Origin of the sequence: Achromobacter sp. ACM02 (genome assembly GCF_014851605.1) — a bacterium.
GTDB classification, from domain to species: domain Bacteria; phylum Pseudomonadota; class Gammaproteobacteria; order Burkholderiales; family Burkholderiaceae_B; genus Achromobacter; species Achromobacter aegrifaciens.
This window is the reverse complement of record NZ_JACUZY010000010.1, coordinates 145,264-165,516: the sequence shown is the minus strand read 5'-3', so window position 1 is coordinate 165,516 and position 20,253 is coordinate 145,264. Positions and strand designations below refer to the sequence as shown.

General features: G+C 65.3%; 21 protein-coding genes. 10 read left to right on the top strand and 11 right to left on the bottom strand.

Annotated features, from left to right (window positions below; all coding sequences use genetic code 11):
* Positions 1-73: 73 nt before the first annotated feature.
* From IB258_RS26630 to IB258_RS26615, 4 genes are all read right to left on the bottom strand, one after another.
* Entirely contained in the window at positions 74-976 is a 903-nt protein-coding gene (locus IB258_RS26630; protein WP_192353411.1) for a LysR family transcriptional regulator, read from the bottom strand.
* Between the two features lie 69 nt (positions 977-1,045).
* Positions 1,046-2,689, bottom strand: coding sequence for a hypothetical protein (locus IB258_RS26625; protein WP_192353410.1), 1,644 nt, complete (start codon positions 2,687-2,689; stop codon positions 1,046-1,048).
* 105 nt (positions 2,690-2,794) lie between these two features.
* The gene (locus IB258_RS26620) at positions 2,795-2,962 is read right to left on the bottom strand and encodes a hypothetical protein (protein ID WP_165867876.1); all 168 of its coding nucleotides are present in this window, start codon (positions 2,960-2,962) and stop codon (positions 2,795-2,797) included.
* A 202-nt stretch (positions 2,963-3,164) separates the two neighbouring features.
* Complete coding sequence (locus tag IB258_RS26615) at positions 3,165-3,860, bottom strand: DUF3313 domain-containing protein (protein ID WP_054453280.1); 696 nt, start codon at positions 3,858-3,860, stop codon at positions 3,165-3,167.
* Positions 3,861-4,132: 272 nt separating this feature from the next.
* On the opposite strand from IB258_RS26615, the gene IB258_RS26610 reads away from it, so the two are divergent.
* From IB258_RS26610 to IB258_RS26600, 3 genes are all read left to right on the top strand, one after another.
* On the top strand, positions 4,133-4,327 hold the full coding sequence (locus IB258_RS26610) for a hypothetical protein (protein ID WP_054453278.1): 195 nt from the start codon (positions 4,133-4,135) through the stop codon (positions 4,325-4,327).
* A gap of 43 nt (positions 4,328-4,370) precedes the next feature.
* Positions 4,371-4,859, top strand: coding sequence for a GNAT family N-acetyltransferase (locus IB258_RS26605; RefSeq protein ID WP_054453276.1), 489 nt, complete (start codon positions 4,371-4,373; stop codon positions 4,857-4,859).
* A 96-nt stretch (positions 4,860-4,955) separates the two neighbouring features.
* A complete protein-coding gene (locus IB258_RS26600; RefSeq protein WP_175181886.1) occupies positions 4,956-5,588 on the top strand; it encodes an FMN-binding negative transcriptional regulator in 633 nt (210 codons plus the stop codon).
* Here IB258_RS26600 and IB258_RS26595 read toward each other — a convergent pair.
* Positions 5,548-6,822, bottom strand: coding sequence for an MFS transporter (locus tag IB258_RS26595; RefSeq protein ID WP_192353409.1), 1,275 nt, complete (start codon positions 6,820-6,822; stop codon positions 5,548-5,550). The two genes, IB258_RS26600 and IB258_RS26595, sit on opposite strands and share 41 nt — an antisense overlap.
* Positions 6,823-6,910: 88 nt before the next feature.
* Here IB258_RS26595 and IB258_RS26590 point away from each other — a divergent pair, with 88 nt between their 5' ends.
* Both IB258_RS26590 and IB258_RS26585 read left to right on the top strand, forming a co-directional pair.
* Complete coding sequence (locus tag IB258_RS26590; RefSeq protein ID WP_119450075.1) at positions 6,911-7,648, top strand: helix-turn-helix transcriptional regulator; 738 nt, start codon at positions 6,911-6,913, stop codon at positions 7,646-7,648.
* Between the two features lie 271 nt (positions 7,649-7,919).
* Complete coding sequence (locus IB258_RS26585) at positions 7,920-8,192, top strand: hypothetical protein (RefSeq protein ID WP_054453716.1); 273 nt, start codon at positions 7,920-7,922, stop codon at positions 8,190-8,192.
* Between the two features lie 7 nt (positions 8,193-8,199).
* Here the strand turns inward: IB258_RS26585 and IB258_RS26580 are convergent, their stop codons facing one another.
* The 3 genes from IB258_RS26580 to IB258_RS26570 form a co-directional block, all read right to left on the bottom strand.
* Entirely contained in the window at positions 8,200-8,964 is a 765-nt protein-coding gene (locus tag IB258_RS26580) for a DUF1828 domain-containing protein (protein ID WP_054453270.1), read from the bottom strand.
* A complete protein-coding gene (locus IB258_RS26575; protein ID WP_054453268.1) occupies positions 8,961-9,497 on the bottom strand; it encodes a hypothetical protein in 537 nt (178 codons plus the stop codon). Before IB258_RS26575 ends, IB258_RS26580 begins: the two co-directional genes overlap by 4 nt.
* Before the next feature lie 169 nt (positions 9,498-9,666).
* The gene (locus IB258_RS26570) at positions 9,667-10,521 is read right to left on the bottom strand and encodes a neutral zinc metallopeptidase (RefSeq protein ID WP_054453266.1); all 855 of its coding nucleotides are present in this window, start codon (positions 10,519-10,521) and stop codon (positions 9,667-9,669) included.
* 86 nt (positions 10,522-10,607) lie between these two features.
* Between IB258_RS26570 and IB258_RS26565 the strand changes: the two genes are divergently transcribed.
* The 4 genes from IB258_RS26565 (at position 10,608) to bamC (ending at position 14,085) form a co-directional block, all read left to right on the top strand.
* Positions 10,608-11,234, top strand: coding sequence for an L-threonylcarbamoyladenylate synthase (locus tag IB258_RS26565; protein WP_054453264.1), 627 nt, complete (start codon positions 10,608-10,610; stop codon positions 11,232-11,234).
* Positions 11,235-11,302: 68 nt separating this feature from the next.
* Complete coding sequence (locus tag IB258_RS26560; RefSeq protein ID WP_054453262.1) at positions 11,303-11,950, top strand: site-2 protease family protein; 648 nt, start codon at positions 11,303-11,305, stop codon at positions 11,948-11,950.
* An 87-nt stretch (positions 11,951-12,037) separates the two neighbouring features.
* A complete protein-coding gene (gene dapA, locus IB258_RS26555) occupies positions 12,038-12,943 on the top strand; it encodes a 4-hydroxy-tetrahydrodipicolinate synthase (RefSeq protein WP_054453260.1) in 906 nt (301 codons plus the stop codon).
* 17 nt (positions 12,944-12,960) lie between these two features.
* Positions 12,961-14,085, top strand: a complete 1,125-nt coding sequence (gene bamC, locus IB258_RS26550) for an outer membrane protein assembly factor BamC (protein WP_054453258.1) — start codon at positions 12,961-12,963, stop codon at positions 14,083-14,085.
* Between the two features lie 239 nt (positions 14,086-14,324).
* Here the strand turns inward: bamC and IB258_RS26545 are convergent, their stop codons facing one another.
* The 3 genes from IB258_RS26545 to mutS all read right to left on the bottom strand — a co-directional run bounded on the left by IB258_RS26545 (position 14,325) and on the right by mutS (position 18,629).
* On the bottom strand, positions 14,325-14,552 hold the full coding sequence (locus tag IB258_RS26545; RefSeq protein WP_013395215.1) for a hypothetical protein: 228 nt from the start codon (positions 14,550-14,552) through the stop codon (positions 14,325-14,327).
* Between the two features lie 217 nt (positions 14,553-14,769).
* Positions 14,770-15,963, bottom strand: a complete 1,194-nt coding sequence (locus tag IB258_RS26540) for a cupin domain-containing protein (protein ID WP_192353408.1) — start codon at positions 15,961-15,963, stop codon at positions 14,770-14,772.
* Positions 15,960-18,629: a DNA mismatch repair protein MutS gene (gene mutS, locus IB258_RS26535; RefSeq protein WP_225590524.1), complete on the bottom strand. Its 2,670-nt coding sequence runs from the start codon at positions 18,627-18,629 to the stop codon at positions 15,960-15,962. The genes IB258_RS26540 and mutS overlap by 4 nt, the downstream gene beginning before the upstream one ends.
* 351 nt (positions 18,630-18,980) lie before the next feature.
* Here mutS and IB258_RS26530 point away from each other — a divergent pair, with 351 nt between their 5' ends.
* Positions 18,981-19,976 carry a hypothetical protein gene (locus tag IB258_RS26530; protein WP_192353407.1) on the top strand — a complete coding sequence of 332 codons (996 nt, stop codon included), beginning with the start codon at positions 18,981-18,983 and terminating at the stop codon, positions 19,974-19,976.
* The last annotated feature ends 277 nt before the right edge of the window (positions 19,977-20,253 follow it).

Sequence of the window (20,253 nt, the reverse complement as noted above, 5' to 3'; positions counted from 1 at the left end):
GAATCTTCGGCGGGGGATCGCGAAACGCGATGGCTCGGGGGCCAGGCGTCGCGCATGGGCAGGCTCGCGCGTCCTATTGCTGCGTTGCGGCTTCGGCGATTAGATGATCCAGCAGCAACCGGGCGGCGCCCGATAGCGATTCATTGCTGCGCACGCACAACTTGAGCTGGCGGTGCGCCCAGGCGTCAGTCAGCGGAATGATGCAGAGCGCGTCGCACACATAGGCGGACAGGGCCTTGGTGGGCACGATGCCGACTCCCAGGTCCGCGCGCACCATGGACACCAGCGCGTCGTAGGAGGTGACCTGGAAGCGCAGCCGCAGAGAACGGTTCATGGATGCGGCTTCGCGCGTGAACAGGTAGTTCGCGGCGCTGCCCCGGTGCATGCCGACGTGGTCATAGTCCAGCGTATCGGCGAACGATACCTGCCGGTGTCGCGACAAGGGGTGTCCCGAGGGCGTCACCAGCGCCATGACGTCGCGGTGGTAGGGATAGTTGTCCAGCCCGTTTTCGTCGTCGGATTGGGTGTAGACGCCGATGTCGGCGGCGTTGTCGATCACCGCGCGGGTGACGCCGGCGCTGACGGACTCTTCCAGGTCGATCTGCACGTTGGGGTGCTGGGTCAGGAAGCGGCGCAGTTCCATCGGCAGGAACTGCGCAATGGAAGACAGGTTGGCCGCGACGCGCACGCGGCCGCGCAGGCCGGCGGAGTAGTCGCGGATTTCGGCGGCCAGGTCCTGGGTTTGATGTAGCAGCGTGCGTGCGCGCCGCGCCAACGCGTGTGCGGCGCTGGTCGGTTCGACGCCGCGCGCATGGCGCTGAAACAATGGGACGTCCAGGACGCGTTCGAGTTCGGACAGGCGCTTCGATAGCGCCGATGGCGCGATATGTTCGCGCGCGGCGGCCGCGGCGATGCTGCCTTCTTCCAGCACGGCCAGGAACACCTGCAGGGTATACAGATCCAGACGAGGGGTCATGGGAAGTCGCGGATAGATACGTCCGCGAGGATAGCGGCAGTCGCGGGCCGCGGGCCTAGGGGATTACGCTTAGCCGATTTCCACCCATTCCTGCGCCGCGCCGCGCGCCAGCAGTTCGTCGACCGCGATGATGGAGATCCGGCCATCCGCCGTTCCCAGAGCCAGTTTTTCCTCATGGGCATCCAGCGCGAAGACCAATGCAGGCAGGCCTTCCAGCCGCATCCTGGCGCGCAACCGGATCTCGCCCGACGCGGCATCCAGCAACAGCAGCCCGCCGTCCAGGAACGCGGCGGCGATCAGCCCGGGGCAGGGCATGAAGACGACCGCGCTGGCGGAGGCAGTGGTGGAATGTCGCCAGAGTTCGCGGTCACGGTCCAGCGGTTTGCGGTAAATGAAGCCGGCGCAGGCGACGTTGACGGCGGGAGCGTAGTGCCGCCCGCTGATGACCAGGCCAGCGCCTTGCGCGTCGTCGACGTAGCAGCCGGCAAGTTCCATGGCGTGGCTGTCGGGCTTGCCGTTGGCCTTGAGCACCGGCCACAGCGGCTTGGCCCGGCCGTCTGGCATGACCATGCACAGGCGTTTGGCCTCGTGGGAGCTTGCAGGCGTGCCTTGCACGCAGAACGGCGACGGCGCGCCGCTGATGCGGATGTAGTGGTTGAAGCAGTCGTAGTGGCCCAGGTCCACGCGCCGTTCGGCGCCCGAGCCCAGGTCGCGCAGCAGGTCGCACGCGTTGCGGGCTGCGGGGTTGCGGTTCCTGCGGCCCAGCAATACGCCTTGCGAGGAGGCGGAGAACGTGTATTCGCCGTCGTACTCGCCGACGAGGTCCAGCCGGTCATCCGTCAGCGTATACAGCCGGGAATCCTGGTGCCACTTCATGTCGGGCCGCTTCGAGGGTTCCACGACGTGTACATGGATGCCCGCCGCCCGGATGATCTCGGCGCCATGGCCGGCGCCGGCGTATGCGGCGACCAGGCCGTCTTCGACGTCTTGGATTTCCAGCAGGCAGCCGCCATGCGCTACCGCGATGCGCTTGGCGTCCAACCACGCAAGATCATGGATGGCCTTGCGGCTTCCCAGTTGCGGCAGCCCTAGCCATTGCGCGAGGCGGGACTCGGGCGCCGGCGCGGGGGGATCTTCTGCCGGCGCGATGTCGTTGCCTGACAGTTCCAGTTCGCCGGGACCGGCATCGGACCAGGTCGCCGCGTCGTAGGGCGTGCGCACGACGAACAAGGTGCTGAATGCGGCGTCGGGCGGATCGTCGGGCAGCCCTTCCCATTCTTCGTCCCAGGGCCGCACCCACGCCTCGATCCCGTCGCCCGAGGGGGTGAAGGCGCAATGCGCAACTTCAGGGATGTTGCGGAAGAACCGGCGCGAGAGCCCGCTGCGCCAATCCCAGACCAGCAGGTCGCCTTCGAACAGATAGCCGCCGTCATAACTGCCTGCGCCGATCGCGACCACGGATTGGGTGGGATGGAAAGCGATGTGGTTGACGGGATGGCGCAGTTGGTCGAAAGCCGCGAACGGGATGGGACTGCCGCGGCGGTACAGCGCCACGCGATAGCGCAACGTCTGGCCGCCATACGCCGCGCGGGCGCGAGGGTTCGCGAGCAGGGGAAACTCGGAGGCCACGGCCGCGATTTCCCCTGCAGGGTCGAAGAACACTCCGGTAATCTTGCCGCTGCCTCGCAGCGGCGGATCGGCGATCATGGCCATGCTGGTTTCCGCGAGACGCGCGCCATTGATCGCGAACGCGGGCGCTGGGCCATGGGCAGGCGGGATAAGCTTATTCGAGGAGCAGGCCGGGGCGCCCGGCCGGGCTCATGTGCGAGCCCGGCTGGCGGCCGGCGTCTCCTTCTTCGCGCGTGGCTTGGGCGCGGGTTTCGGGTCTTGGGCAGGAGCGTCGAACTCCTGTTTGTTGCGTTCGCCCCGCGGGGTATTTTCCGGATGCGGCTTGGGAAAAGCCCAGGGCTTGGTTTTCTGATCCATTGCATGTACTCCTTGCACAGGCGGAACAGTAGCATTAGCCGTGGCACTGGGTAAGTGAGGGTTGACGTCAATATTCATCACATCGTGATTTTCGGTTGAAAAACGCGATGAATTCGACCCGCTTTGGCCCGTTCTGTTCCGCCTTGATGGATCAAGACCTATCAACTCTGACAGGAAGTTCCCGTCGGTGCGAGCGCAGCCTCTAACCGGCTTCCGGCTGGTCTTCCTGCCAGATGCGGTCGAACTGTTCGCGCGCGTTGCGCGCCCAGTCGTCGATGGCGCTGCGCACGTCGTCCGCGGTGGGCTTGCGGTCAGCGGGGAGGTTGCCGCCCGTGACCGTGCCCAGCGAAGTGATCAGCAGCTCGTTGGTATTGGCGTCGCGCAGGGCGGCCTCGAGCAGCAGGCGCGCCGACTGGTCGCGGTAGCCGGCCGCCTTGACGGTCTGGCCGATCACGAAGCCGATGGGGATGTATTCCATCATCCTGGGGTCGCGCTCGTTGCGGAAGGTGCCGGTGATGGCGGCGCTCAGGCGCATTGCGTGTGGCGCGGGCCGTGTCAGCAGTTGGTAGCCGGCTTGTTCGAACTCGCGCCGGATCGCTTCGTTCAGGTAGGCCAGCGCGCGCTCGCGCATGGCGCTATCGGCTTTCATGTCCAGCTCGTCCGGTCGGTCGCCCTGGATGTATTGCACCGGTTCCAGAATGAGTTTTTTCTGGTACTGGCTGCCGATGGGCGGACCGGGGCGCACCCAGACCATGCCAGCGCTCCAGTCGGGATCCTGCTTGAGCCGGCTCTGGTTTTCACCCAGGGACGTGGAATAGTTCTGCGGCTTGGGCAGGTTGGTGCAGCCGGCAAGGCCGATCACTGCACAGCAGGCGGCCAGAGCGAGACGGATCTTCATATTCTTCTCTTCCTGAAAATGGCGCCCGGCGCGGCAGATGGAAAGGCCGTGCGCGTGTCGCGGGCGGCCCAATTATTGCCCCGTTTCGCGCCGGATTTTCCGCTTTGGCAGGGGTGGAAGCCCCGTTTCGCTGCAAAGCAGAATTCCATTTTGGGAAAACTGAAACGAAAGATCGGCGGGGCGTGGAAGACTCCATTGCGGGTAAGCCGTAATAGCTGCCGCGGAAAGCCGCCGCGGGACTACGATGGACGAGTGAACATAGGGAGACAACTATGGACACCGCCAAGCAATGGTATGCCGCCGTCAAGGACTGGCAGCGGGCCCGCGACGAGCTCACCGCCGCGATCGCCGCGATCAAGTGGCCGAATCCCACCCAGGATTGCCTGGACAACTATGACCGCGCCTACGCCAACGAAACCGGGGCGCGGGATCGCATGAACCAGGCATACGAACGCGTGCGACGATAAGCGCGCGCATCTCCTTGGGAGCGGCATTGCTACACTGCCGCGCATGACGGACCAACAACAGAAATTCATGATCAGGCCGAGCCGGCCTGAGGACGCAGTCTTGCTCGAAGACCTGCTGATGCGCACCTACGAAAGCACGTGGATGCCGGAAATGACGGCGGAAAGGGACGCCCAGTTTCGCGCAAGCGGCAAGACGGGCCAGTATGTGAGCGCCAGGGGCAGCCTTTTCATGGTGTGCGAAATCGACGGCGTGCTGGCGGGCATGGCGGATTGGGAAAACGACTTCATCTGGGCCTTGCATGTGCATCCCGCAAGGCAAGGGCAGGGTGTCGGCGGCGCATTGCTGGCCTGGATGGAAACGGCCATCCGCGCTGCGGGATTTGCTCAGGCGCGGCTGGAGACGGATTCCTTCAATATGCGCAGCCGCCAGTTCTACGGCAAGCACGGCTATGCCGAGATCGATACCTATCCTGACGAGGAATGGGACAGCGGCTTCACCACCATCCTGCTGGAAAAGCGCTTGCCAGCCTGATGCCGCTGGCTCCATGAAAAGAACCTGAGCTGGTCCTGGAAATGGAGCCACGATGGCGGTATGTTGTGGTTTTCAGCCGCTACCGCCGAACCCGCCATGTACCTGCCGTCCGCCTTTCGCGAAGACTCGCTCGAAGTCCAGCACGATTTCATCCGCGCCCATCCGCTGGGCGTGCTCACGACCAGCGGGGAGGGCGGGCTGATGGCGAACCACATTCCCTGTCTGCTGTATCCGGAAGGACCGCATGGCTTATTGCGCCTGCATGTGGCCCGCGCCAACCCGCAGCTTGCCGACCTTGCTTCGGGCCGCGAATGCCTGGTCGTATTCCACGGACCGCAGGCTTACGTCACGCCGTCGTGGTACCCGACCAAGGCCGAGACGCACAAGGTCGTGCCCACCTGGAACTTCGTTGCCGTGCACGTCTGGGGCGCGCCGGTGATTCAGGATGATCCGGCCTGGCTGCGCGCCCAGTTGGATGCGCTGACCGACAGCCAGGAGAAAGCGCGCGCGCAGCCCTGGCGCGTGGCCGACGCGCCGGCGGATTTCATCGCGGCCCAGATGCGCGCCATCGTCGGCGTGGAGATTCCCATTGCGCGCATCGAAGGCAAATGGAAGGTCAGCCAGAACCGAACGGTTGCCGATAGGCGCGGCGTGGCCGAAGGCCTGGCCGGCGAAAACGGCGATGCCGTCATGGCTGGGCTGGTTGCCCGCCGCGGCGGGCTGGAGTAACGCGCCCCAACGCGAAACAGGCGATGGCGGCGGCCTGCAGGCTGGCCGCCGCCGCCAGGAACCAGAGCAGTGGCTGCCCGGCCTGTTCGGACCATGCCCGCAGCATGCCGAACGACGCGGGCGCGAAGGCGTAGGCGCCTTGCGACATGGCGACAATCAGCGGGACCACGCGTTGCGTGTCTTCGCGGGCGAACTCAGTCTGCGCGATCAATGGCGGCAGCGAGGTCGCGTTCCCTATGCCTGATCCGAACAGCAGTACGCCCAGCCAGATGGCCCAGGCGTGCTCTGCGGCCAGCATCAGAACCAATGAACCGGCGATCTGGATGGCGTAGGCCAGGCAGGCCACTTTGCGCCGGTCGGTGCCGGCAGGCATCAGCCAACCGACGAGCGTGCGCCCGCCGATGGCCGCGGCCGTAGCCAGGCCCATTGCCAGGCCTGCGGTCTGTGCGCCCAGCAGCGGCGCCAGCAGGGACAGCAGATGCGCGATCAGGCCGATCTGGGCGAACAGGCCCAGCGCCATGCCGGCGGCCAGGGTGAGAAAGGCGCGGTTGCGCCACAGGCCCGCCACCGGCGCGGGCGCGGGCGAGGCGATGCCTGCCGTGGCCGCCGGCGCCTGCGCTGCAGCGCAAGCGCCATCTGGCTCCTGGCCCAGCTGTTGCGGCGTCAGGGCAAACACCTTGCGCGACAGCACGGCGATCACGGCCACCATCGCCGCGCCTACCCACAAGGCCGCCTGGGCAAATCCTGCCTGGCCGATCAGGTAAACCCATAAGGGCGAAAAGACGATGCCGCCGACGCTGGCGCCGTTGTAGGCCATGCCCAGCGCGGCGGGGCGGCGGCGGACGAACCAGGGTGAGATCAGCGCATTGACGGCGGCGGCACCCAGCGTCACCCAGCCCATGCCCGAGAGCAGCGCCGCCGCATAGAGCTGCCAGGGCTGTGCGGCCGCGGCCCAGCCGCTCACGCCGAACGCGAGCAGCACGGCGCCGCCCAGCGTGACCGCCGGCACCCCGCAACGCCGGTACAGCCGCGGCAGGTTGGCGACCACCAGGGTGCCGCAAAGAAAGTGCAGCGTGACGGCGCCGGATACCAGGGCCACGCCCCACCCGGTACGCTGCGTCACGGCATGCAGGAACACGGGCGGGCCGTAGAAGCCGACGCCCCAGCCGAAGATCGCCAGCACGAAGGTGGCGTAAAGCACTGTCCAGCCAAAGAATTTCCGGGATGCGCGCATGGGTGTCCGGGCAGGCCGGCCGCTGTCTTGTTGCGTTGAGTCGCAGTATGCTTGACTCTGCACACAACACTTTGGTCTGTGACGAATCATGGAATCCGAGTTCGCCGACATCAATCTTTCCGCCGTGGCTGGCGCCATCGCCGATCCGGCCCGGGCGCGCATGCTGTGCGTGCTGCTGGACGGCCGCGCCCGCACCGCGACCGAACTGGCGGCCGCCGCCGACATCGGCGCCTCCACCGCCAGCAGCCATTTCCTGCGACTGCGGGAACAAGGGCTGGTGGAAATGGCCGTGCAGGGCAAGCACCGCTACTACCGCCTGGCCAATGGCGAGGTCGGACATGCGCTGGAGGCCTTGCTGGTGGTGGCCGGCGCGGAGCGCGTGCCGTTCAAACCCAGCACGCCCTCGGCCCTGCGCGAGGCGCGTACCTGTTATGACCACATGGCGGGCACCCTGGCCGTGCGCATCCATGACGCGATGCTGTCGCGCCAATGGCTGACGGCGGACGGGCGCGATTACCTGCTGACGCCTTTGGGCGAGGCGGCCCTGGCGCAGATAGGCGTGGACGTGATGCAGGCGCGCCAACGCCGGCGGCGTTTCGCCTGCTCCTGCCTGGACTGGAGCGAGCGTCGCTCGCATCTGGGCGGCGCCTTGGGCGCGGCGCTGCTGGAGGCGCTGACGCGCCGCGACTGGATCAGCAAGGACTTGGATTCGCGCGCGTTGAGCGTGACGAAGAAGGGCGAAAAGCAGTTTCCCGCCTTCTTCGGGCCAGCGGATGAGCAGTCCGCCGCGAGCGCTGCGCGCCGGGACCGGAATGTCGCCGCATGAGCCTGCAATAAGGTGTGCATATGCAACAGATCTAGGGAAATCCCCGTGAACCCGGGTGGGGACGGGTTGCGGCAGCGCCCCGCGTTGCGCCGCAAGCCGCGTCAACCCTGGACATGCGGCGCGCGGATGGGCCGCGCGTAGCGTTCCTGGGAAACGGGGACGTACCTATCGCGATGCAACAGTGTTTCTATTTTCTGCCATCGTTACAAAACATATCCGAACTGTCATAGTCAAGCGGGGTATGCTGGATCGCACAAAGAGGGCATCCGAAGTGCATCAGAACAACTTGATCTACAAGGGATACCGGCTGACGGCCAAAGTGTCCCGGGGCGCAGACGCCGAGGTTCAGGCGCAATCCAGCGGCCCCGTATTCATAGCGTCGGTGATGGTGGTCCAGGCAGGCGCCGTGCTCGAAGGCGGCGACGAATATCCGGTTCCGCGTTTTGCCGAGGGCGGTTTTGTCTACAGTCCGCGTGAAGCGGTGCATGCAGCGATCCTGCACGGCCGCGAAATCGTCGACGGCCTGACCAACCTGCCAGCCTGACGCCGTCCTAGCCGGAAAAGACTTCCCGCCAATCGCGCGTCTTGGCCAGCGTCTGCACGGTCGCGGACTGTTCCAGGATGGTCACGGCCTTCTTGAATTCCTCGGCCGAGGCGCCGTCCTCCAGGATGACCATGCGCGAGTTGCGCGCGTCCGCCATCTTCACGTCCGACATCTTGCCGTGGGTCTGGTAGACCTGCGTCCAGTCCATTTTCTTGCCGGCCTTCAGGGCGATCGGTTCGATGTACGTCAACGCGGTGCTGCTGGCGGCGCGTACGGCGAAGGCGAAATCGGCCGTGTGGCCGCTGCTGCCCTTGGCGCGCGCGCCCTTGACCATGCGGTTCACGCCCACGCCCGCCGCCAGCGCCCGCCCGACCTGGGCGCGAAAGCGCAACTGGCTGAACTTCGGCATCCATTTGGCGCACTGGAACGACAGTGCCATCGCCAGCTTGACCGCGTCCCACAGCGCTTCCTGCAGCTGCTCGTTGGGACCGCTGGCGACGATGGCGCCGTCGCGGTCGAAGTGCGCCAGGCTGACGCCCGGGGTTTCATTCAGGATGTCGATGCGCTTGGCCGCCAGGTCGATGCCGTAGCTGGACGCGTGCATCGCGGTCTCACAGGCGTCGGTCAGGTAGAACGTGGACTCGTCGGGATGCGCGATGAAGAAGGCCGCGTGCTGCCCGTCCAGGCCCAGTGTCATGGGCGATATGGCGCGGATGGCGTGCTCGCCCGCCGGCAGGACGGTCCAGCCGGAGGCTTCCAGGAAAGTGCTCATAGGATCAGTTCGATTTGGCGGCCTTTGAGGGGATGCGCGAATCCGCCGGTGAGCGTCAGGTTCGCCCGCGGCAGGAAGTACTGCATCAGCGCGCCGATATTCTGCAGGGCGGGCACGATGGGCTCGGCATAACCTTCGCCATCATCCACCCAGATGTGTTCATGGCTGCGGTCCGCAAGCGGCTTGCGGTACTGAGGCCGGCCTTCGCCCACCAGGCTGGTGTGGAAGGAGTCGTCGGTGTCCACGCCGAACACGCGGTGCGGGCCTACGAAGAGGCTGGCGCAGAACGCTTCGGCCAGGAAAATCGTGGCCTGGCCGTGCACGGCCGTGCGCGCGCCGCGATAGGTGGCGCGGAAGATCACGTCTTCACGCACTTCGCCCTTGACCCGGCAGGCACAGGCGAATTCCATCCATTGGAGATTGCTGGCGGCGGGCTTGGGCACCCAGGCGATCGGTTTTACGGTTTCCTTGGGTTCGGCAAGAATCTCTTGCACCTCATCAACGGTGATTAGCGGTTCGAACTTGTTGGCCATGGAACTGATCTAGGGTCTTGGAAATGCGCGCGCCGGGCAGCGCGCCTGGCAAGCGCCGCGCGGCGGCGGGCGCACGCGCAACACTGCGAGGGGGCGTAATCTTACAAGATGAAGACTGCGCCGCCCTTTTTGCTGTATGGATGTACAGCCCAAGGGCGGCGCGTCGCGGCTATAGCGAGCTGGCGCCGAACGTGTCGCACTGCTTGATGCTGCCGCTCTCCAGGCCGCGCTTGAACCAGCGCACGCGCTGGGCCGAGGAGCCGTGGGTGAAGGAATCGGGCACCACATAGCCCTGGCTCTGCTTCTGCAGGCGGTCGTCGCCGATCGCGGTGGCGGCGGTCAGGGCCTCTTCCACGTCGCCGCTTTCCAGGATGTTGCGGGCGGCGTTGGCGCGCTGCGCCCACAAGCCGGCGAAGCAGTCGGCCTGCAGTTCCATGCGCACCGACAATGCATTGGCCTGCGCGGGATTGCGGCGGCGCAGGTTGTCCACCTGGTCCGAGATGCCCAGCAGATGCTGGACGTGATGGCCGACTTCATGCGCGATGACATAGGCCTGGGCGAAATCGCCCGGCGCCTTGAAGCGGTTCTGCAATTCGTCGAAGAACGCCAGGTCGATGTACACCTTGCTGTCGCCCGGGCAGTAGAACGGCCCCATGGCCGACTGTCCGGTGCCGCAGGCCGTGGGCGTGGCGCCGCGGAACAGCACCAGCTTGGGCGCCACGTATTGGCGGTTCAGGTCCTTCTGGAAAATGGCGCTCCAGGTGTCTTCGGTTTCGCCCAGCACCTTGGAGACGAACACTGCCTGTTTGTCGTTGGCGGGCGGACGCGTGGCGGGCCCCTGCTGTTGCTGCACGGGCGGGCCTTCGGCCATCTGCAGGACCACGCTGGGGTCCACGCCGAAATACATGGCGACCAGGGCCAGCACGATCGTGCCTATGCCGATGGTGCCGCGGCCGCCGATGCGTGGGCCGCTGGAACGGCGGTCTTCCACATTGTCGCTTTCGCGCGAGTCATCAAGGCGCATACTGTTTCTCCGGGCGGGTCGGCGTTCCCGCCATTTTGCATCGCCGCTCTGTACTGAGCGGCCTTCAAGAGTGTTAGGATAAACCCATGGCCTTGTATTTCGATATTCATCCCGCGAATCCGCAACCGCGCCTGCTGAAGCAGGCGGCCCAATGGCTGGCCGATGGCGGGCTGGTCGCAGTGCCTACCGATTCGAGCTATGCCGTGGTCGCACGGCTGGACGACAAGAACGCCGCTGACGGACTGCGCCGCCTGCGTGGCCTGGATGAACGCCATCATCTCACGCTGCTGTGCCGCGACCTGGCTGAAATCGGCCACTTCGCGCGCGTCGACAACCGCCAGTACCGGTTGCTGAAGGCCGCGACGCCGGGACCCTGGACCTTCATCCTCGAAGCGACCAAGGAAGTGCCGCGCCGCGTGTCGCATCCGTCGCGCAAGACCATCGGCATCCGTGTGCCGGACCATCCCGTCATGCTGGGCCTGCTGGAGCAGGTGGGGGCGCCCTTGCTGTCCACCACGCTCATCCCCAAGGACGAGACCGAAGCGTTGAACGACGCGGAAGAAATCCGCGAACGCTACGAACACTCCCTGGCGGCCATCATCGACGCGGGCGCTTGCCCGCAATCGCCCACCACCGTGATAGACCTCACCGGCGACGAGCCTGTGGTCGTGCGTGTCGGACGCGGCGATCCTGCCACCCTCGGTCTTGCCTAGCGCGCCCGCCGCGCCGACCTGCACGCCGGCATGCGCCGGCGCGCGGCTCATCTACAATCCGGTTCGCCATGAATGACATCATCCAAACCATTGCGGTCTACGCGATACCGGTCATCTTCGCCATCACCTTGCACGAAGCCGCGCACGGCTACGTCGCGCGGATGTTCGGCGATCCCACGGCCTATCAGGCCGGACGCATCAGCCTGAATCCTGCGCGGCATATCGATCCCGTCGGCACGCTGCTGGTGCCGGTGGCGATCCTGCTGGCCTCCAAGCTTTTGGGTAGTCCGGGCATGCTGTTCGGCTGGGCCAAGCCTGTGCCGGTGGATTTCGGCCGCTTGCGCCGGCCCAAGCAGGACATGCTGTGGGTGGCGCTGGCGGGGCCTGCCGCCAACCTGTTCATGGCGGTCCTGTGGGCGTTTTCGCTGCGCATCTTCCTGGAGTCTGGCCTGCAGGAATCGTTCTGGTTCGAGATGGCCGTGGCCGGCGTGAACGTCAACCTCGTGCTCATGGCCCTGAATCTGCTGCCCATCCTGCCGCTGGACGGGGGACGCATCCTTTTCAGCCTGCTACCGAATCGCCTGGCCTGGCAATACTCGAAAATCGAGCCTTATGGCCTGGTGATCGTCGTCATCCTGCTGGTGACGGATGTGCTCTGGCTATTGATGCGGCCGGTACTCTCTCTGGGGACGACCATCGTCCAGTGGTTTCTGTAGGATTTCAGCCAATATCCGTTAAACTCATCGGTTTCATTGATTCTGGCCCCGGGGCATCCCGCCGCGGGGTTTTGGAGCCCTACATTTATGGCATCCCCTGCAACCGCCGCAGGCGTTAATTTCCAAGGCAGCATGGTGGCTCTGGTCACTCCCATGCAGCCCGACGGCAGTCTGGACTACGCGGCCTACCGGTCGCTGATCGACTGGCATATCCAGGAAGGAACCGACGCACTGGTGGTGGTCGGCACCACCGGGGAGTCGCCCACGGTCTCCATGGAAGAACATGCGGAGCTGATCCGCGTCGCGGTCGAACACGCTGCGGGCCGCATTCCGGTCATCGCCGGCGTGGGCGCCAACTCCACCGACGAAGCCATCCACCTGACGCGCCACGCCAAGGCCGTGGGCGCGCAGGCCGGCCTGTCGGTCGTTCCCTATTACAACAAGCCCTCGCAAGAGGGTTTGTACCGTCACTTCCGCACCATCGCGGAAGCCGTCGATCTGCCCACCATCCTGTACAACGTGCCGGGCCGTACCGTTGCCGACATGAGCAACGAAACGGTCCTGCGCCTGGCGCAGGTGCCGGGCATCATCGGCATCAAGGACGCCACGGGCGACATCGCCCGCGGCGGCCTGCTGCTGCGCGAAGCGCCGGCCAGCTTCCAGGTCTTCAGCGGCGATGACCCCACCGCCGCCGCCCTGATCCTGCTGGGTGCGCGCGGCAATATTTCCGTTACGGCCAACGTGGCGCCCAAGCTCATGCGCGAGCTCTGTGCCGCCGCCCTGGCCGGCAATGTGCCCAAGGTGCGTGAACTTAACGCGCACCTGGCGCGTCTGAACAAGGCTTTGTTCGTTGAAGCCAACCCCATCCCCGTGAAGTGGGCGTTGGCCGAAATGGGCCGCAGCGCACTGGGTTACCGGCTGCCGCTGGTTGAACTGGGATCGCAGCACCACGCAACCGTGCGTGCCGCGCTCCAGGAAACGGGCCTGCTCTAAATATCGTGAGGATACGTATGAACAAACGTCATGCCGGTTTGTCGGCATTGATGTCTCTGGTGTTGTTGGCCGGCTGCAGCGAGGTCAATCAATTCCTGGGCAATGAAGAGTCCGTCAATTACAAGAGCGCAGTCACCCAGCGTGGAGAGCCCCTCAGCATCCCGCCCGACCTGACCCAGGCCAACAGCGATCCGCGCTATCGCGCGCCGGCTTCGGGCTCGACCACCTATTCGCAGTTCCAGCAGCAGGGCCAGGCGCAAGCCACCCAGCCCAAGACGAGCAACGTGTTGCCCGGCCGCCAGGACATGCGCGTCGAGCGCGACGGCGACCTGCGTTGGCTGGTGGTGGACCGTCCGCCGGAAGACGTGTTCCCGCGACTGGTGGACTTCTGGACCGAAAACGGCTTTACCGTCGCCAGCAACAATCCTGGCGCTGGCTTGATCGAAACCGACTGGGCTGAAAACCGGGCCAAGATTCCGGAAAGCTGGCTGCGTCAGGCGCTGGGCATGATTCTCGAATCGGCCTGGGACAGCGGCGAACGCGAGAAATTCCGTACCCGTGTCGAACGCGTCAATGGCCATACCGAGGTCTATGTCAGCCACCGCCAGATGCTTGAAAAGCGCGTGGGCAGCGACGGCATGCAGGTGCAGTGGCAGAACGGCAAGGAAGATCCGGGCCTGAACGCCGCCATGCTGGCCCGCATGATGGTCTACCTGGGTTCCGACGTCGACAACGCCCGCAAGCTGGTGCAGCAGGCCGAGGCCGCGCCGCAGAAGCCTGCCGTGCAGCAGGACGTCCGCGCACAGGGCGCCTCGCTGCTCGTCAGCGAATCGTTCGACCGCGCATGGCGCCGTGTTGGCGTGGCGCTGGACGGCGGCGGCTTCGCCGTGGACGACCGCGATCGCTCCGCTGGCGACTACTTCGTCCGCTATGTCGATACCGACACGGGCGAGAAGATCGACCAGCCGGGCTTCTTCAGCCGCATGTTCTCGGGCGACAAGAAGGCCGAGGCGCCGCAGTACCGTATCCACCTGGCTGCCAACGGCGACCAGACCGTGGTGACCGTGCTGGATGCCAATGGCGCGCGCGACAACAGCGCCACCGCCCAGCGTCTGCTGAGCGTGCTGAAGGACAAGATGTAAGACCAGACGGTTCTGCGCTCACGCGCAGCACCGCGCAAGAGAGGCCCCTGCGGGGGCCTCTTTTTTTGTTGGGCGCTTTGAAGATCTTGCGAGCCGGCAGGGAGGGCGAGCTTCCCGCCGCGAAGGCTTGCGGTTGCTGCGCCTTGCGCATATGCCCTCTGGACGCAAAAAAGCCCCGGCTGTAGCAGCCAGGGCTTTTTCTTGCGTCCTCAGAGCGGGGGTTCGTCGCTGAGTTTTTATTAGGACGCGGGCGTGGTCGAGCCGCCCGGGGTGGTCGAACCGCCACCCGGCGTGGTGTTGGGCGTGGGCGCCGGAGCCGGCGAAGTGGCCGGGGGCGTCGTGGTGGGGGCAGGCGTGCTTGCGCCCGGAGCGGGGTTGGTCGCGGGCGCCGGGGCATCTTCCTTCTTGTTGCAGGCGCTCAGCGCGACGGCCAGCACCGAGGCAATAATCAAGGTTTTGCTCATCATTTTTAGACTCCTGTAGATGACGACTCTTGAAACCCCATTAGGGGAAACCAGAGGTCAGGCTACAGGAACACGCGGGCGCAACGCGTATGAAAGTTAAAAAGGTCGCATCCTAACGGCAACAAACCTTTCAGCTTCGTGTTATCTCTTTCTTGATGTGTCCCGCGTATCAGACCTGATTTCCTTCTGTACAGGACTGATACGGGGCCGTGTCGGGATGCTACGCCGCGACGTAGCGGATCCAGCCGGAATCCAGCCAATCCGCCAGGCAGGAGCGGGCTTCGTCGCTCAACCGAGCGCAGGATGGGTCTGAGCAATCCAGGCTGCGCGCATCCGCCAGCGTGCGCAGGGCGGCGTCGGCGGGCACCATGGCGGTTTCGCCATTGATGAAGAGCTGCTTGCCGCGATAGAGCATGCGGCTGCGGCGGTCCAGCACCAGCCGGCCTGCGGTGGGCCAGTCTTCTTCCAGATCCACGTCCATGCCTTCGGGCGCGTCGAACACGCTGAGATTGCTGGGCTCGGTCAGCCAGCAGCCCAGGAAGCGCGAGGCCAGCGCATCGTCGAAGCGCAGCTTTTCCACGGTTTCCAGCGTGGCGGCCACCAGCGCGTCCGGCAGCGCGGCGGGGGTGTCGACCGCGGGCTGGCCGGGATCGCGATAGACGGCCGACAGCTTCGGGCCGGGCAGGGCGGGCTCGCCATAGGGGCCGCCCAAGAGGCCGACGCGCGCCATGACCTGATCCGCGGCCGCTTCGAGCAGCCCGCGCGCCAGCGTCGCCTGCGTGGGTGCGCGAAAACCGATGGAAATCGTCATGCAGCCGTCGCCCACGGCGACGCCGTCGTGGGCCGCCTGCGGCGGCAGGTAGAGCATGTCGCCAGGCGTCAGCACGGCCGTCTCTTCGGGCTCGAAACGGCTCAGGATCTTCAGCGGCAGGCCCGGTTCCAGCGACAGGTCCTTCTGGCGGCCATAGCGCCATTCACGCTCGCCCGCCGCTTGCAGCAGGAACACGTCGTAGCTGTCGAAATGCGGACCCACGCCGCCGCCATGGCTGGCGATGCTGATCATCACGTCGTCCAGGCGCGCATCGGGGATGAAGCGGAACAGCTGCATCAGTTCGGACGCGGCATCGCTGTGCAGGTCCACGCTTTGCACCAGCAAGGTCCAGTCGCCTTCATTGTCCTTGGGCAGGCGCGCGAAGGGACCGTTCTCCATCTGCCATTCGCCGTTCTCGCGCCAGATCAGGCGCGATTCCACATCGTCGCGGCGCGCCAGCTTCTTGATGGCGGCGATCGTGACCGGCGGCTTGAAGCCGGGGATGGCCTGGCGGATCAAGAGAGGCTTGCGCTGCCAGTAGCGGCGCATGAAGTTGTTGGGGCTCTGGTTGCCCAGCAGGGCCAAGGAATGGTCGAGGTTCATTGCAGGTGCTTCTTCAGGCGGTAGAGGGCGTCCAGCGCTTCGCGCGGGGTCAGGCTGTCGGGGTCGATGGCGGCGAGTTCCTCGCGCAGGGCGTCCAGGGCCTCGAGGTCGTCGGAACGGTCGGCTTCCGCATAGGCCTGGGCGTCGGCGTCAGCGGCGGCCGCGAACAGGCCGAGCTGCGGCGTGGGGGCGCCTTGCGCCTCCAGGCGTTCCAGTTCGCGCGAGGCTTGGCGGATCACGGCGGCGGGCACGCCCGCGCGTTGCGCCACCTGGATCCCGTAGCTGCGGCTGGCGGGGCCTTCGCGCACTTCGTGCAGGAACACGATGCCGCCGGCCGATTCCGCCGCGGCCAGGTGCACGTTGGCCGAGGCCGGCTGTTCTGCGGGGAGGCGGGTCAGCTCGAAATAGTGGGTGGCGAACAGCGTCAGCGCGCGATTGTGGGCAAGCAGGCGGCAGGCGATGGCCCAGGCCAGCGCCAGGCCGTCATAGGTGGACGTACCGCGGCCGATTTCGTCCATCAGCACCAGGCTGTTGGGCGTGCTGGCCGACAGGATGGCGGCCGCCTCGGTCATTTCCATCATGAAGGTCGAGCGGCCGCCCGCCAGATCGTCGGCCGCTCCGATACGGGTGAAGATGCGGTCGATCTTGCCGATGCGGGCGCGCGAAGCGGGCACGAAACTGCCGATGCGCGCCAGCAGCACGATCAGCGCCACCTGCCGCATATAGGTCGATTTACCGCCCATGTTCGGACCGGTGATCAGCAGCATCCGACGCGCTGGCTCCAACCGGCAGCCGTTGGGCGTGAAGCGCTCGATGGCGTGTTCCACCACCGGGTGGCGGCCGGCATCGATGTCGATGTCGGCCTGCTCAGACAGTTCGGGCGCGATCCAGTCGTGGCGGCGCGCGTGATCGGCCAGCGCGGCCAGCGCGTCCAGTTCGGCCAACGCGGCGGCGCAGTCTGACAGCGGCCGCACGTGTTCGGCCAGCACATCGAGCAATTGCTCGAACAACCATTTTTCCCGAGCCAGCGAACGGTCCTGGGCGGACAGCACCTTGTCTTCCCAGGTCTTGAGCTCGGGCGTGATGTAGCGTTCGGCGTTCTTCAGCGTCTGGCGGCGGCGGTAATCCTCCGGCACCTTGGCGGTCTGGCCCTTGGTGACTTCGATGTAGAAGCCATGCACGCGGTTGAACTCCACGCGCAGGTTGCTGATGCCGGTGCGTTCGCGCTCGCGGGCTTCCAGCTGCACCAGGAAGTCGCCGCCGTCGGCCGCGAGGCCGCGCAGTTCGTCCAGTTCAGCGTCGAAGCCCGCCGCCAGCACGCCGCCGTCGCGGATGGCGACAGCGGGTTCGGCGGCAATGGCGCGCACCAGCAGGGCGGCCAGGGCCGGGTCCACCGACAGGTGCGAGACCAGTTCGCCCAGCCGCGGCGAATCCGCCATCGGCTCGACCTGGTCGCGCAGCGCCGGCAGGGCCTGCAGCGCGTCCCGCAGGCTGGCCAGTTCGCGCGGGCGCACCGAACGCAATGCCAGGCGGGCGGCGATGCGTTCGATGTCCGGGAAGGCGTTCAATGCGCTGCGCAAGGACTCCAGCAGCCCGGCCGAACCGAAGCCGGCCGCGCCGAAGGTCTGTTCCATGTCCATGCGGCCCGCCAGCAGCGCCGAGATGGCTTGCTGGCGCGCCAGCGCCTGTTCGTTCTCGCGTAGCGGATGGTGCAGCCAGCGGCGCAGCAGCCGGCTGCCCATGGGCGTGCGGCAGCCGTCCAGCAGCGAGAACAGCGTCGGCGAATCTTCGCCCGACAGCGTCTGCGTCAGCTCCAGGTTGCGGCGCGTGACCGGATCCAGCAGCACGTACTGCCCGGGGCGTTCCGCCGACAGGCTCTGCACGTGGGCCAGGGCCTGCGACTGGGTGCGTGCCGCGTAGCGCAGCAGCGCGCCCGCGGCGCAAATGCCGGCCGGCATGTCTTCGATGTCGAAGCCCGCCAGCGTATCGGTCTTGAAGTGCGCCAGCAGATGGGCGCGGGCGCTGTCGGCTTCGAAGTGCCAGTCGGGCACGCGGGCCCGCGCGCCTTCGAAGGGGAAGTCGAACTCTGCGCTGTCGGCGCAGACGATCTCGGCCGGCGCAATGCGGTGCAGCTCGGATTCCAGCTGCGCCGGCGCGCATTCGGTCACGCGAAATTCGCCGCTGGCCAGGTTCAGCCAGGCCAGCCCGGCGCGCGGCGCGCGCGCGGTGCCGCCCACGAACACGGCGGCCAGCGCGCGGTCCGCCTTGGCCGGCAGCAGCGCGTCGTCGGTCAGCGTGCCGGGCGTGACGATGCGCACGATGCGGCGCTCGACCGGACCCTTGGAGGTCGCCGGATCGCCGATCTGCTCGCAGATGGCGATGGACTCGCCCATGGCGACCAGCCGCGCCAGGTACTGCTCCATGGCGTGCACCGGCAGCCCGGCCATCGGGATCGGCGTGCCGTTGGACGAACCGCGCTTGGTCAGCGTCAGGTTCAGCAGACGCGCGCCGCGCTCCGCGTCTTCGTAGAACATTTCATAGAAGTCCCCCATGCGGTAGAAGAGCAGCAAGGGACCGGCCTCCGCTTTCAGGCGGAGGTACTGCTGCATCATGGGGGTATGGCCCGGGTGGGCGTCGGCGGCGGTGTTTTGCGTTGCGGAATTCATGCCCGTGATTGTATCGGGCCGGAACGGGCGAGGCGCGAGGGGGGCGCAATTTGTCTTGCGCCCGGCCTCGTCACATCTGCCCCTGGTTGTTGCAAAGCCTCCCTGCCAAGCGGCCGGCTGTGGTTGCTAACCATTGCTGGAGCGGTAGACCGGCGTGGCGAATAAATGACCTTTGCAGCTCGATCTGAGCGTAGAGCGTATGGCGCTGGTTCATGGCGAATGGCATGTCCGCGTCTCATGTACGAAATCGGCGTGGTTGCCGAGAGTTGAGGCCGTCTGCTCATCTACGGCCTCGATGAGTATTTCTCAATGGATGAGTGTTTAAACGATTCAACTAGAGAGGCTAAAGTTATGTCTGGCGTGATGATGAAAAAGAACGATCCGTTTCCGGGTGGGTATGCCGTGACGTTGAAAGGGGTGCTGCCGAGTGGCGTACATTTCACGCGTCTTTGCATGTACAGCTTTCAACCCGGGGGCACGATGCGCTCCGATTTCTGGTACTGGCAAGGCGACGCTCCGGTGTGGAGCCCAAACTCTCCTGGGGACTATGGCTCTGTTGGCCGAAAAGTTGGCTATGCCAATCAGCCATCCTATCCGTACAACTTTGATCAAGACCAATATCTGCAAGGTTCGAGGAAGTTTAGTGATGCAGGCGCTATCGCAACGACCATTTTCGGTACCTGGCAGCTCCAGGGAAGCGATGAGGTGCGTATTGATTTCGGCAGCAGCGTGGAAGTATGGAGAGTGACCTGGGCAGATGCGACATTGGTGAAGATAGAACTCCAGCAGGCTAACTATGTGGCAGGCTCGATTTACTCACTTCCAAGTGGAGCGTATGACGTTTCGGCAGTAAACGCTGGTTGGGGTTTTGGGGGGATAAATGTCGGCTTTACCTCTGGTGCTGACATCAACGGCATGAAAAAGGATCTGCCTTACGGGCGCGTCATTCGGCATAACTCGTGGCTGGGAGTGGACGAACCTGTGGGTATCGACTCGATGAGCCTGGGTAGCGTGTTTTTGGTGACGACGACCGGAGTATTGCGCTATGTGCTTTGGGACGATACCCCTGGAGCACAACACCAGGTGCTCAGCTATTTGGGGCAGCCTCTGGGAAATGCGGGGCTCACAACAGGACGCGTCTGCTACCAAATCAGCCACGACTACAACAATAATGGGCATATAGCAGACGACGTCGGACATACATATTCCGGGTTGCAGGTGATTGACCAGGTGGGAACCTTTCGCGGGTTTGTATTTGCCGATTCGTCCGTTAACGGGGCGCCTGTAGTCGCGGGCGATAACAATACGATTTCTTCGCTCTACTATCTGGATACGCAGACAACCTAGCGGCCGCCGTACGAACCGCTCCCGATACTTCGGCCACATGTCGTATTTGCCCATGGCCTTCGGCTTTTCGGGAAGGCTGAACTTCTTCAGTAAGTATTCGGCCTCCTTCAGGGGCGGATAGGGGCTGCACAGGGTCCCTCCTATCGGAAGGACCTGTATAGGATCAGTCCAGGCTGGTGGCTTCGTCCGGGAGCACCACAGGTAAATGACGAGCGCACGAACGAGCAGGACGATCTGCCGCTACGCAGCAACCGGCAGAGCGTCGAATTCCGCCACG